The sequence below is a fragment of the Bradyrhizobium sp. Ec3.3 genome (assembly GCF_000472925.1).
In the GTDB taxonomy this organism is placed as follows: domain Bacteria; phylum Pseudomonadota; class Alphaproteobacteria; order Rhizobiales; family Xanthobacteraceae; genus Bradyrhizobium.
This window is the reverse complement of the sequence record NZ_AXAS01000009.1, coordinates 179,395-192,462: the sequence shown is the minus strand read 5'-3', so window position 1 is coordinate 192,462 and position 13,068 is coordinate 179,395. Positions and strand designations below refer to the sequence as shown.

Annotated in this window: 13 protein-coding genes; 5 read left to right on the top strand and 8 right to left on the bottom strand. The window is 64.4% G+C overall.

What is annotated here, in order from left to right; all coding sequences use genetic code 11:
- Positions 1–10: 10 nt before the first annotated feature.
- From YUU_RS0111220 to YUU_RS0111205, 4 genes are all read right to left on the bottom strand, one after another.
- The gene (locus tag YUU_RS0111220; RefSeq protein ID WP_027522454.1) at positions 11–1,336 is read right to left on the bottom strand and encodes an MFS transporter; all 1,326 of its coding nucleotides are present in this window, start codon (positions 1,334–1,336) and stop codon (positions 11–13) included.
- Positions 1,337–1,451: 115 nt separating this feature from the next.
- A complete protein-coding gene (locus YUU_RS0111215; RefSeq protein WP_027522453.1) occupies positions 1,452–2,300 on the bottom strand; it encodes a fumarylacetoacetate hydrolase family protein in 849 nt (282 codons plus the stop codon).
- On the bottom strand, positions 2,297–3,901 hold the full coding sequence (locus YUU_RS0111210; RefSeq protein ID WP_027522452.1) for a bifunctional 3-(3-hydroxy-phenyl)propionate/3-hydroxycinnamic acid hydroxylase: 1,605 nt from the start codon (positions 3,899–3,901) through the stop codon (positions 2,297–2,299). Before YUU_RS0111210 ends, YUU_RS0111215 begins: the two co-directional genes overlap by 4 nt.
- A complete protein-coding gene (locus YUU_RS0111205; protein ID WP_027522451.1) occupies positions 3,898–4,800 on the bottom strand; it encodes a VOC family protein in 903 nt (300 codons plus the stop codon). Before YUU_RS0111205 ends, YUU_RS0111210 begins: the two co-directional genes overlap by 4 nt.
- 174 nt (positions 4,801–4,974) lie before the next feature.
- Here YUU_RS0111205 and YUU_RS0111200 point away from each other — a divergent pair, with 174 nt between their 5' ends.
- Entirely contained in the window at positions 4,975–5,673 is a 699-nt protein-coding gene (locus YUU_RS0111200; RefSeq protein ID WP_027522450.1) for a GntR family transcriptional regulator, read from the top strand.
- Between the two features lie 20 nt (positions 5,674–5,693).
- Positions 5,694–6,200, top strand: a complete 507-nt coding sequence (locus tag YUU_RS0111195) for a GNAT family N-acetyltransferase (protein ID WP_035661990.1) — start codon at positions 5,694–5,696, stop codon at positions 6,198–6,200.
- 25 nt (positions 6,201–6,225) lie between these two features.
- On the opposite strand, the gene YUU_RS0111190 is transcribed toward YUU_RS0111195, so the two are convergent.
- The gene (locus YUU_RS0111190; protein ID WP_027522448.1) at positions 6,226–7,722 is read right to left on the bottom strand and encodes an NAD(P)/FAD-dependent oxidoreductase; all 1,497 of its coding nucleotides are present in this window, start codon (positions 7,720–7,722) and stop codon (positions 6,226–6,228) included.
- A 108-nt stretch (positions 7,723–7,830) separates the two neighbouring features.
- Positions 7,831–8,280, bottom strand: coding sequence for a cupin domain-containing protein (locus YUU_RS0111185; RefSeq protein ID WP_027522447.1), 450 nt, complete (start codon positions 8,278–8,280; stop codon positions 7,831–7,833).
- A gap of 174 nt (positions 8,281–8,454) precedes the next feature.
- Between YUU_RS0111185 and YUU_RS0111180 the strand changes: the two genes are divergently transcribed.
- Positions 8,455–9,480: an AraC family transcriptional regulator gene (locus YUU_RS0111180; RefSeq protein WP_027522446.1), complete on the top strand. Its 1,026-nt coding sequence runs from the start codon at positions 8,455–8,457 to the stop codon at positions 9,478–9,480.
- Positions 9,481–9,497: 17 nt separating this feature from the next.
- Here the strand turns inward: YUU_RS0111180 and YUU_RS0111175 are convergent, their stop codons facing one another.
- Entirely contained in the window at positions 9,498–9,878 is a 381-nt protein-coding gene (locus YUU_RS0111175) for a tautomerase family protein (RefSeq protein ID WP_027522445.1), read from the bottom strand.
- A gap of 124 nt (positions 9,879–10,002) precedes the next feature.
- On the opposite strand from YUU_RS0111175, the gene YUU_RS0111170 reads away from it, so the two are divergent.
- Entirely contained in the window at positions 10,003–10,602 is a 600-nt protein-coding gene (locus YUU_RS0111170; protein WP_027522444.1) for a TetR/AcrR family transcriptional regulator, read from the top strand.
- Between the two features lie 17 nt (positions 10,603–10,619).
- Here YUU_RS0111170 and YUU_RS0111165 read toward each other — a convergent pair whose 3' ends face one another.
- Positions 10,620–11,297 (bottom strand): GNAT family N-acetyltransferase, encoded by a 678-nt coding sequence (locus tag YUU_RS0111165; protein WP_035661985.1) that lies wholly within the window; start codon positions 11,295–11,297, stop codon positions 10,620–10,622.
- A 246-nt stretch (positions 11,298–11,543) separates the two neighbouring features.
- Between YUU_RS0111165 and YUU_RS0111160 the strand changes: the two genes are divergently transcribed.
- On the top strand, positions 11,544–13,055 hold the full coding sequence (locus tag YUU_RS0111160; RefSeq protein WP_027522442.1) for an ATP-binding protein: 1,512 nt from the start codon (positions 11,544–11,546) through the stop codon (positions 13,053–13,055).
- Positions 13,056–13,068 lie beyond the last annotated feature (13 nt).

The window sequence follows — 13,068 nt, the reverse complement described above, 5'->3', positions numbered from 1 at the left end:
GCATCTTAGGCTACAGTGCGCGTTTTGAACTCTCCGGCGCCAGCAGGATGCCGATGAAGGCGCAGACCGCGATCGCTTCGAAATAGAGGATGACGGGGGTGAAGCTGCCGCTAGATCCCATCAGCGCCGTGCCGACCAGCGGCGCAATGCCGCCGCCGAGGATGATGCCGAGCTGCTTGCCGAGCGAGGAGCCGCTGACGCGGACCTCGGTCGGAAACAGCTCGGCGGTGAAGGCAGCTTCAGGCGCGAACATCAGCGCGTGGATGATGCCGATGGAGACGACGAGGCCCATGATGAGCAGCGTCGGATCCTTGGTCGCGACCAGCTGGAAGTAGATCGGGTACCACGCTGCGGCGAGCAGGATGCCAAGCGCCATGAACGGGCGCCGGCCGAACCGGTCCGAAAAGCTGGCGATCAGCGGCACCATGCACATCTCCAGCACGTTGGCGACCATGGTGCCGAAGGTGACGTTGGACTGTGCCATGCCGAGCGTCTTCACGGCATAGCCGAGCACGAACACCGTGCTCATGTACTGGAACGTGCTGTGCACCATGTTGGCGAGGCAGCCGAACAGCACCGATTTTTTCCACGACCGCAGCACGTCGAGCAGCGGCGTCTTCGGCCGCGCGGCCGACGCCTCGACCGCCTTGAATAACGTGGACTCGTCGACCTGGAGGCGGATGTAAGTGCCGAGCACCACCAGCACGAGGCTCAGCACGAAGGGTACGCGCCAGACCCATTGCGCAAAGTCCTGCGGGGTCGAGGCGAAGCCGAGCAGCGCGATGAAGCCGGACGCCAGGATCACGCCGATCGGACCCGAAGCATTGACAAAGGAGGCGAAGAAGCCGCGTCTTGCCGAGGGCGCATTCTCCAGCGTCAGCGACACCGCATTCATGTACTCACCGCCGAAGGCAAAGCCCTGGACGAAGCGCAAGGCGACGAGCGCGATCGGCGCCAGCAGCCCGATCGCGTCATAGCTCGGCAGGCAGCCGATCAGAAAGCTCGCAACCCCCATCAGCACGAAGGTGATCGTCAGCATCGCCTTGCGGCCGAGCCGGTCGCCGTAATGGCCGAACACCATGCCGCCGAGCGGGCGTGCGACGAAGCCGACCGCGAATGTCGCGTAGACCGCCAGCATGCTCGCGGTGGAATCCATCTTGGGGAAGAAGAAGCGGTCGAACACCACGGGCGCGGTGAAGGCGTAGATGAAGAAGTCGTAGTGCTCGATCACCGATCCGAGCGAGGATGCGACGACAAGCTTGCGGTACGCGGACGTGATCGGCGCCGAGTCAGCCCGGCCGGTCGCCCCAGAAATGACCTCTGCAGTGTTGCTCATGTGTCTCCCCCTCTCTTGCTTTGTATTGTCGTGATTCAGAACGCTGCCGGCCTGACGGCGAAGCAATATTGGCTTCGCCGCGGCCGTTGCAGGAAGCTCTTGTCGGACGGATCGCTCACCGCGCCTCGTCGATGATCGGATTGCGCAGGATCGCAAGCTTCTCGACCTCGACTTCGACGATGTCGCCGGGCTTCATCCAGAGCGGCGGGGTGCGTTTGGCGCCGACGCCGCCGGGTGTGCCGCTGACGATGACGTCGCCGGGCTCGAGCCGCGTGAAGGTCGAGCAATATTCGATCTGGCGCGGGATATCGAAGATCATGTGCTTGATCTGCGCTTCCTGCACCACCTGCCCGTTGAGGCGTGTGGTGAGCTTCAGCTCGGCGAGCTCGCCGAGTTCGTCCGGCGTCATCATCCACGGGCCGAACGCACCGGTGTCCGGAAAATTCTTGCCCGGCGTGAACTGGTGGGTGTGGCGCTGGAAGTCGCGGACGCTGCCGTCGTTGTAGCAGGCATAGCCGGCGACATGGCCCATCGCCTCGCTGCGGGAGATGTAGCGTCCGGCCTTGCCGATGATGACCGCAAGCTCGCCTTCGAAGTCGAGGTCGGTCGAGACGCGGGGCCGGATGATCGGCTTGAGGTGCCCGGTCTGGCTGTTGGCGTAGCGCGAGAAGATCGTTGGGTTCTCGACCTCGGCGCGGCCGGTTTCCTTCCGATGCGTCTCGTAGTTCAGGCCGACACAGAGGATCTTGTCCGGGTTGGGAATAACGGGCAGCCAGGTGAGCTTCGCAAGCGGCGTGGCGGCCGCCTTGGACTTGGCTTCGGCTACGCCGGCGAGGGTGGCGGCGAGCGCTGCCTTCAGATCGGCATAGCGTGACGCGAGTGCGGTCCCGACATCGAAAAAGTTGTCGCCCTCAACGACTCCCCAGGTCGTGCGTCCGTCGATCGCAACGGTTGCGAGTTTCATGCTGTCTTCTCCATTCTCAAATCCGGATTGTGATTGCCGTGCAGGCGTGAGCTGATGTCGCGCAGGAGGTGGTCGAGCTCGGACGCGTTGCGCGCGGTGCCGAACACGTAGTGGTCGGGCCGCACGATCGCAGCGACGATGCCGTGACGGTCGAACCAGCCGGCGAGCACGCCGTCGATCTCTTCGAGCGTGTCCGGTTTGCCGATGCCGGCCGGCGTGATGGCCGTCGCCGGCAGATCGGGATATGCGGCGCAGAGTGCGGCGAGCGAGGACGCATCGCCGCGGCGGCCATCGATGAACACGCGCAAGCCAGGACCGGTGACCTTATCGAGCAGGCGGGAAGCGCCCTCGCTCATGATGCGCGGCTGCGGAAACAGGCTGCCGCGCGCGGCGCCGTCCTGCTCCGACAGAAAGCCCGCGCGCAACGGCGGGATGATCTCCTGTCGCGTCAGCGCGAGCGGCTTGCCGCCGCCATCGGCCAAAATTTGCGCGTCGCGACGGCGCGCGGCGGCTGGATCGCGCTCGCAGATCGATTGGCCGATCGCCTTGATCTTGCCGGTCAGCTCGATGACGTGCTGCTTGCGCTCTGCAGAGTAGCTGTCGAGCATTGCGTCGGGCGAAATGCCTTTGAGCACGCGATCGAGCTTCCAGACGACGTTGGTCGCATCGCGCAGGCCCTGGCACATGCCCTGACCGATGAAAGGCGGCTGCTGATGCGCGGCGTCGCCCGCGATGATGATACGCCCGTTGCGCCAGTTGGCGGCAACCAGCGCGTGGAAGCGGTAGGACGCCGCGCGCCACAGCTCGCCATCTCCAGGCGTGAGCCAGGGCGACAGCAGTGACCAGACGTTCTCCGGCCGCTCCATCTGCCCCGGATCCTCGCCCGGCAGCAGCATGATCTCCCAGCGGCGATGGTTTTTTGGGCCGATCAAAAAGCTCACGGGCCGCGCCGGATTGCAGAACTGCGCGGAGTTTTGCGGCAGCTTTGCGAGAGGGTCTTGATTGACGCGCACGTCGACCACGAGCCAAGGCTCGTCGAAGATCAGGTCTTCGAGCGCAAGCCCTGCGATTTGCCGTACCGTGCTGGAGGCGCCATCGCAGCCCAGCACATAGCGTGCAGTCACCGTTCGCAGCTGTCCGTCGGCGTCTTTCAGCTTGGCCTCGACGCGGTCGCGCTGCACGAGATCGACCAGCTCGACGCCGAGTTCGGCGCGGACGCAAGCAAAGCTCAAAGCGTGACGGCGCAGCTCCGCCTCGACCGGCGGCTGGCTGAACACCATGCTCGGCGTATAGCCGAGCGGGTAGGGCTTTGCGACCATGTCGATCCGGCGGATCAACTGGCCGTCGGCGCCAAAATGCTCGGACGCGGTGAAGGGCTCGACGTAAGGCGCGATGGCGTCCGCAACGCCCATATTGTCGAAGTGACGAAAAATCTCGTGATCGAGCGCGATCGCGCGCGGCTTGTCGTAGATATCGGTGAGCCGGTCGATGACGAGCGTGCGGTGGCCGAGCCGGCCGAGCAGGCCGGCCGCAACCGCGCCGGTGGGTCCGAAGCCGACGACGAGCACGTCATAGTCGGGGGTGGTCGAAGCTGTCGTCATGCGCGCCGGCCCGCGTCGAAGAGCACGGAGAGCTGCGCCGTCTTGCAGGCCTCGCTCTTGGGCGGCGCGATGCCCCATTGGTCCGTGCGCCCCGGCGGCCAGACCCATTCGGCGGGTCCCTTGGCACGGTAGCTGTCGTCGACCTGCAAAACTTCGGAGGTGTACTCGATGACGACGCCCGTCGGATCGACGAAATAGGCGAACACGTTGTCGCCGGGGCCGTGCCGGCCGACGCCCCAGCCGATCGGAAAGCCGTGATCGACCATTCGGCCGGAGCCGCGCATCACCGACTCCAGGTCCGGCATGAGGAAGGCGACGTGGTTGAGACCGTTGACCTTTGCTTCTGCAAGGACGACGGCGTGGTGATCGCTGTTGCAGCACAGGAACGCCATCAGCCTCGAGCGGTCCGTCAGGCGAAAGCAGAGAACTTGCTGATAGAAGCTCGAGAGCCCTTCAATATCGGCGCTGTTGATGTTGACATGCGCGAGGCGCTCGGGCCGGTCCGCGATGACGCGCGCCGTCTTGGTGCGATCGCCATGGATGAACTCCATGCAGCAGCCTTGTCCCTCGCGGATCACGAAATGCTCGCCGCCCGACGGCGCCTGCGATGGGCCTGGCGGAGTGATGATCTCGCATTTTGCCTCGCGCGCGCGGACGAACAGGCGATCGAGATCCTCGCGCGATTGCACGCGAAAGCTGACCTTGCGCAGCGCGGCCTGCTCGCCTTGCGTCAGTTCGAGAACGTGGAAGTCCGCACCGGTAGCGGCGAGATACATCGTGCCGTGAGCTTCCGCGGCGAAATCGAGCCCCCACACCTTTGTGTAGAAATCGGCCGAGGCGCTTAAGCGCGGCGTCGTAATCTCGACGCTGCGCAAGGCGACAACCGGAAAATCGGACATCGGGCTTCCTCGTCAAGAGGCTCGGGCAATCCGGGATCGCGGATCGCCCACCGAACCTGTTGTTCTTGACGAACTGGTAATCTATATAAAATAGACCGTAAAGCATAAATTTATAAATTATCGCCTTTGTGCGTGCTGATGTACAAAAAACGCCGATGAATCAGTGGGACGCTCATGAGCTCTGACCTGTCGAGCCAGAAGATGGAGCAGCCGGCGACGCTGGCGACGAGCATCTATGCTCGCCTCAAGGCCGACATCCTGACCACCCGCCTCGCGCCGGGACGCAAGCTCCAGTCGCGCTTCCTGATGGAGCACTACAATGTCGGGCAGACTCCGCTCCGCGAGGCGCTCAACCGCCTGACCTCGGAGGAATTCGTCGTCGGCATGGAGCAGCGCGGCTTCTACGTGAAGCCGGTCAGCAAGGACGAGCTCCAGGAGCTGACCAAGACGCGGTGCTGGGTCGAGGGCCTGGCGTTGCGCGAGTCCATGCAGAACGCGACCCAGGCCTGGGAGGAGTCCCTCCTTGTCACGCATCACCGGCTCGACCGCACGCCGCGCTCGCTCGATCCGGAAAAATTCGAGGACAATCCGGACTGGGAGAAGGCGCACCGCGCCTTCCACGCGACGTTGATCGGGCTCTGCGGCTCGCGCCCGCTGCTCGGCTTCTGCGAGCAGCTCGCCGACCGGCTCTATCGCTACCGCATGATGTCGATCGCAAAGGCCTATCCGGTCCGCAAAGTCGGCGCCGAGCACGCGCAGATCCTTCAGGCGGTGCTCGACCGGAAGACGGAGGAGGCCGTCAAGCTGCTCCAGCGGCACTATCAGCGCACGGCCGATGTCATCTATTCGGATCTGGAGACCGTGCTGAAGTGATCTCTGGACGAGGGGATCGGATGGACATTCGCGAATTCCTGGCTGGCGATGCGGTCGCTGTGCGAGAGTTGTTCGTTCGGGTGAATCGGCTGTTGGCGCCCGCTGAGATGAAGGAGGCGTTCGAAGCCTACATCGCCCGTTCGCTGGCCGAGGAGGTTGATCGCATCGCCGACTATTACTCAGAGCGGAATGGCGGCTTCTGGGTCGCAGTCGAGGACCGGACAATTGTCGGCATGTTCGGCCTTGAGCCCGCGGGTGATGGCGCAATGGAGTTGCGCCGCATGTATGTCGACCCTGCCGTCCGACGCCGCGGGATCGCACGACGAATGCTCGACTTCGCCGAGCTGGAATGCCGGAGGCGCAAGCGGTCGAGACTGGATTTGAGCACGTCAGCGCTTCAGCGCGAAGCTCTGGCGCTCTACGAAAACGCCGGATACACGCGCGTGCGCGAAGAGATTGCCGAGGCCACAAGCAACAGGACGCTTGGCGGCGGCATTCGGCGCTATCACTTCACCAAGGCTCTCTGATCGGCCGGGCGGGAGGAGGCGGCGGTTAAGCCGCCGCTGCTCGATAATCCGGCGCCGACGCGAGATACCGCGCATAGGCGTCCGCGTCCGGTGGCAGGAAGCGCTCGGCGAGGCCACCTCGCTTCTGCTCCTTTGCGCCGATATCGGCTATCAGCTCGTCGAAATGCCGATAGTGGTAGGGCGCCACGCACAGGCCGCCATAGACGCCGGCTGCCGGGCGCTCGGCGCGCTTGAAGTGCAGCATCATCTCGATGTTGTCGCGCATCGCTTGCGCGGTCGGCTGGTTCGCGAGCTGGCCGTCGGCGTAGCGCACCAGCCAGTTGGCGGCGAGGTCGGCGCAGAGCACGGTGCAGAACGACGAGTTGAAGCCGACAAAACCCATGTCGGGCAGATCAGGGTTGGCGATCAGGCGATAGAGCCGGTACTGGCCGTCGGCGTCGACCAGTTTTGACTGATAGGCCGCAGGCAGGAACGGCACGCCGAGCTTGTAGCCGATCGCGAGCACGGCGACGTCGGCCTGGACGCGCTCGCCGCCGCTCATCACGATGGTGTTGCCCTCGTAGTGATCGAAGGTGCCGAACACGGCCTTGATGCGGTCGTCGGCGACCATCGGGTAAAAGCCCGGCGTTGCGATCGGCACCGAGCAGTTGACTCCGTCCTCGATCCGCTCCTTCGGCACCATCCTGCATTGCTTCAGCTTGAGCTGCGCCTTGAGCAGACTCTCCAGCCCACGCCAGTTCGCCCACACCAAGGGCGCCGTGACGCGATGCGCGAGGCGCGCCAGCGCGCTCGCGTCCCAGCCTTGAAACATCTGTTCCTGGGCGCGGATGTAGAGGATGCGCTTGAAGTTGACGAGCCCGCCGATGAAGTAGGGGATGCGCCATACCGGCTCGCGGAACACGATCGTGACCTCGCGCGCGCCGGCTTTCACCGCGTTCACCGCGATGTCGGTCGCCGATTTCGAGCCGCCGAGCACGACGACGCGGCGGCCATTGGCGATCGAGGGATCATTGTATTTTGAGGAATGCAGGATCTGCCCGCCTTTCGCCTTGAAGCCATCTTCACCGGGACAGCTCAGCTCGCGCGGCTCGTTGAACTGACCGGTGCAGATCGCAACGAAATCGAAATCCTCCTTCGTCGTCGCGCCGGCCTTGTCCGACAGCGCCAGCGTCCAGCCGGGCTTGCCGTCGGCGCGCCGCTCCATGCCGGCGACCTTGGTGTTGAGGCGCAGCATGCGCTCAAGGCCGAAGCTCTTGGCGTAGTCGTTGAGATAGGCGTGCACCTGCGGTCCCGTCGGCCATTCCGGATAGGCCTCCGGCATGGCGCGGTCCGTGTAGCGATAGAGATCCTTCGGGCTCTGCGTCTGCACCTCCGGATAGGAGCGCGCCGGCTCCCAGACGCCGCCGAGATCGGCGCTGCGCTCGACGATGGTGACCTTGTGGCCGCGGGTGGAGAACGCTTTTGCGGCGGCGAGGCCGGAGACGCCGGCGCCGATCACGCAGACATGCTTGGGGCTGACCATGGGTTTGCTCGCATTTGGTGATGTTTTGGGCGCAGCAGGTCCCGTTCGGCCGCGAAGCGCGGCCGCTGGACTTGCGACGGGCGTGAATTGGACGAGGAGGCGTGCCGCCTAGTCGTTGGCCTCGGGCGGCAGAAAGTCCACCTCGTGCTGCGCCGAGATGCGCACGACCTCCGCGGGGTCGGTGAGGTTGTGTAGCATGTTGAACAGCGCTTCCAGCTTCTGCATCGGCGAGACCCAGAACATCGCGCGCGCCGGCTTGTCGGACTTGTTGAAATAACCGTGCGGGATGCCGCGCGGCATGCGCACGAGGTCGCCGGCCTTTGCCTTCGTCCACACCCCGTCAAGCTTGAGGTCGAGTACGCCTTCCTGCACCAGGATGAACTCGTCCTGGGTGGGGTGGATGTGGACCGGCACGAACTGGCCGGGCTCGCTGTTGGTCTCGAACGCGAACGTGGAGTCGCAGATGGCCTTGGGGAAATAGAGCTGCCCCAGGATGTTCCAGCTTTTGCCGCCAAAACCCGTGCCGCTTGCAGTAATGCCTTTTTCGAGTGCAGTCATGGCTCCCTCCATCAAGAGACCGGCGGGAGGGAGCATCCGCCCGGGGGATAAGGCTGTCTATCCGCTAAACGAATCTGCTGCTGTGCAGCACGACGTTTTTGCGACGCGGCTCTTTTCGGGGTCGTGGAACTATTATAGGCTTAAAACAATTTGCAACGCCAAGCGTGGTCGACGATGTCCGCAGCCGAGCTGGAAATGGGCGCGTCCGGGTCCCGGGCCGAAAGGCTCGCGGCCTTCGCCCGCGTCGCGACCACCGAGGTCGACGAAGCGGCCGACCAGATCGGACGCATCTTCTGCCCGCATCAGCTGCAACCGCTTCAGGCAAGGGCGCCCGGCTTCTACGCCCGGCACAATTGCGCGGCCTTTGACGGCTTTTCCATCAACTATGTCGCCTATGGCGGCTCGGTCACGATCGATCCCGGCTGCCTCGAGCGCTTCTTCCTGGTGCAGATTCCGCTTCACGGATCGTCGCGGATCCGCGCCGGCGCGCGCGATCTGGACACCGCACCCGCATCGACCGCCTCGCTCTTGTCGCCTACGGTGCCGACCCGCATGGTTTGGGACAACTGCGCGCAACTCATCCTGTTGCTCGACCGCCGCCTGGTTGAGCAGCGTGCCGCCGCGTTGTCGGGGCGTGCTGCCGGCACGGTGGAGTTCGATCCGGCGATCGATCTCAATGCCGAGGCAGCGCGTAGCCTCTGGTCCAGGCTCGACGAGTTGATGACGCTCGCCGAGCGCTTGGGGCCGGCCGGCCGGCTGTCCGCGATCGCCATCGCCGACTGGCGCGAGACGCTGCTCGATTGTCTCCTCAATGGCCAGCAACACGGCCTGTCCGACGCCATCCGCACCTTCTCAGGGCAGGCCGAACGGCTGCCGCGCGCGCTTCGCGCAGCACGCGACTGCCTCGCGGCGAGGGCGACCGAGCCGCTCGACCTTTCGGAGCTCGCTTGTGCCTCCGGCATCGGCATCCGCGCGCTTCAGCTTGGCTTCCGCCGGCATTTCGGCCTGTCGATTTCCGAGATGCTGCTCGACATGCGCCTTGCCGCGCTCCACGCGCGTCTGTCGCAGGGCGCGCTGGACTGCTCGATCACCGATATCGCCTTCGATCTCGGCTTCACGCATTTGAGCCGCATGGCTGGCGCGTATCGAGAAAAATTCGGCGAGACGCCCTCGGCGACGCTCAGGCGCCAGCTGAGCTGACGCGGCAGTTCATCACCTCACGCGAATTGCGCGAGACCGTGGCCGACGGACCAATTTTCTTTCGCTGCCTCGAGCACGTTGATGAACACGTTCTCCGCACCGATGCCGGGACTTTCGCCGAGCAGCTCGGCAGTCCGCTTGAACAGCGCCTTCTTCTGCTCCGCCGTGCGCGTATCGAACACGGTCACCTGGATGTAGACGACGTCGTCGCTCCGCGAGATGCCGAAGCAGGACGCGCCGTAGCGGAAATTCGCGGGCTCATGCTCCGTGATGGTCATGAACTGGTCGTCCTCGGGCACGCCGAGCGCTTCGCGCATCGCTCGGTAAAGGCTGCCGAAGATCGCCTGCCGGTAGGCGTCCGGCTTTCCCTTACGCAGCGAGATGTGAACGAGCGGCATGGTGCGATCCTCCTTGACGGAATCGGCGATCGATCCCATTAGGTTTTTGACGTGGTGTCCAAAATTAAGGCCATGTTCTTGACATCGTGTCAAATACTTTCTGCCCAAAGGTAGGGATGAACACATGAGGCCGCGCGAGTTCGACCATGACGAGGTGCTGCGCGTCGCGTTTGAGCAGTTTTGGTGCAAAGGGGTGCGTGGAACGTCGCTCTCGGACATCGCGCGCGAGGCGGGTGTCCAGCGCGGCAGCCTCTACAATGCCTTCGGCAGCAAGGAGGCGCTATTTCTTGCAGCCTATGAGCGCTATGCGGGCGAGTATCTCGGCGCCATTCAAAAGGTGCTCGGCTCGGGCAGCTTGCGAAAGCGCCTCACAGCGTTTTTCGATCTGACGATCAAAAACTTCCGGTCCGGCTCACCGCCCCGGGGATGTCCGACCACGCGTGGACTGATGGAGCTCGGCTCGGCTGAAGGCGAAGGGCTGGACGAGAATGCGCGACAGGCCTTTGCGGATCTGGTGTCCCGCATCACCGATCTCGTTCAGGGCGCCTTGTCGGAGGGCGCTGCGCGAGGCGAGTTCGACGGCGCGCCGGAGATCGCCGCCCTCCACATCGTCACCGTGACGCGTGGACTGGCCGTGCTCGAACGCGCCTTCGACGACGAAGCCCAGCTTCGCAAGATTGCCGCCCACACGATCAATCTCGTGCTCGGAAAGGAGGGCCGGTAAACGAGGCCACGTTTGGACTATCCGGCCTGCATTCCCAATGTTTTGATCTGGCGACCGGCGTCGTCAAAATTTTCATGGGAAAGCCATCGCTGCAACGCCGCTTTACGTTGAGGCCATTCGTCCTTCAGCATCGAGAACCATGCCACGTCACGCTGCCAGCCATCCACAACTGCCGCTCGTCGCCATGTTCCCTCATAGGTAAACCCAAAATTGTTGGCGGCCTTGAAGGACTTTGCGTTCTGTGCCTGACAGCGCCAAACCAAGCGCTCATAACCAAGATCATCCATCGCATGGCACATCAGCAGGAAAACTGCTTCTCGTGCTGCTCGCGTGCCCTGGAGCGGTGGCGCAAACCAAACACTCCCAATCTCGATACCGCCGTCCTCATGGTAAACGTCACACAACGAAAGCCAGCCCTGTGGCTTCTGCCCTTTCGGAATGACAACCCAGAATGGTTGGTCCGGACGGTTGGCGAGATCGGCGAGAATGCGTTGAAGCTCTTCGATATGAGAAAAGGGACCGTAGCGCAGGTAAGTGAAACTCTCCGGCGCGGCGCTAACGAAAGGCCAGAGCTCGGTTGAATGTTCCTCCAGCAATAGTTCCAAATCCACGTAGCGACCGGAACGGGATTGCTTTATCGGCAGGGGCCAGCGGGTCTTATTGATTGGCTTACCCAGGTCTCGTTCAATTGCCATTCAGCGCACCTGTCATAGCTGTCCGCGGATTCCGTTTTGCCGAGCACTGGGATGACGCATCTTCGGGGGGTGAAGCTGCGTGGGGGCGAGCCGATCGCATCTACCACGACATCACAGATGGTGCATCTGCGCTGATTGCGCTCGCAAGGCCATGTGGAATACGGAGTGATCGCCCATGCGCCGCTCGACGTCTCGCCATCAGCTTGATAAGCCCCTCCTCCGCGAAGGAAGGGTTTGAGTCGGGACATGACCGTTGCGATCGAGATGGGGCACACGACGGCTGGCGCCCCGGCGACTCTGGACCTCGAGGAACTGCTGGCGACTCGCCTTCTGGTGCAGGGCAATTCCGGCTCGGGCAAGTCGCATCTCTTGCGCCGGCTCCTGGAGCAGAGCGCGCCCTGGGTGCAGCAGGCGATTCTCGATCCCGAAGGCGACTTCGTCACGCTGGCGGAGCAGTTCGGCCACCTCGTGATCCAGGCGGAGGATCACACCGAGCGGGGCCTCCAGGTCGCCGGCGAGCGGGCGCGCATCCATCGCGTTTCCACCGTGCTCAATCTCGAAGGACTGGATGCCGAGAACCAGATGCGGCGCGCCGCCGCCTTCCTCGGCGGTATGTTCGACGTCGAGCGGGACCACTGGTACCCGATGCTTGTGGTGGTGGATGAGGCGCAGCTGTTCGCGCCGGCGGTTGCTGGCGAAGTGTCGGACGAGGCGCGAAAGCTCTCGCTCGGCGCCATGACCAACCTGATGTGTCGTGGCCGCAAGCGCGGGCTCGCCGGGGTGATCGCAACGCAGCGGCTGGCAAAGCTCGCCAAGAATGTCGCGGCCGAAGCCTCCAATTTCCTCATGGGCCGCACCTTCCTCGACATCGACATGGCGCGCGCCGCCGATCTGTTGGGGATGGAGCGGCGACAGGCCGATGCGTTCCGGGACCTGGAGCGTGGACAGTTCATGGCGCTCGGCCCGGCGCTCTCGCGCCGTCCGCTCGGCCTGCGCATTGGCGCGACCGAGACGAAGCCGCGCAACGCGACCCCGCGGCTCCTGCCGCTGCCGGAAGCGACGCTCGAGGACGCCCGCGCCATCATCCTCGCCGCCCCGCCGCCCGAGGCGAACAGGCCGCAGCGCCGGCCGGCGCCGGACCTGCTCGGCCAGCTCATGGCGGCAAAGTCGGCGGCGCCGGAGATCCGCCCTGAAACGCTGGAGCAGCAGCCGAGCGCCGAGGAGCTGGCGGAACGGCGCGAGCGCCTGGACCGCATCCTGCGCGCCATTCTGGCCGAACCCGATGCCGGCTTCCGCGCCATCGGCGTGCTCTATCAGGAGTTCGTGGTCCGCTGCCGCATCGAAGGCCTCGGTTCGGCCGCGCCTGACTTGAGCGAATTCCGCCGCATGCTGACGCGCGCCCGCGCCGGCCTTGGGACCGATATCGCGGAGGACGACGGCTGGCAGGACGTTACGCTGCGTGCCTCGATCCTGCCGGAGGACATGCAGGGCGTCTTCATGATGATCGCCCGCGCGGCGAAGCAAGGTTGGCCATGCCCGGGCGATGCCGCGATCGCACGCGCCTACGGCTCGCACTCGCTGCGCCGCGCGCAGCGTCTTCTCACCTATATCGAGGAGCAGGGCCTGATCGTCTGCCAGCTCGACGGTGCGGGGCGGAGAATCGTAACGCTGGTCGAGCTCGCCTGGGCGACGGCGCCGGGCGATCCCAATGCCGACGAGTTGCCCGCGGAGCAGGATTGCAGCAGCGCATCGCTGTGATGCGATGATCAGG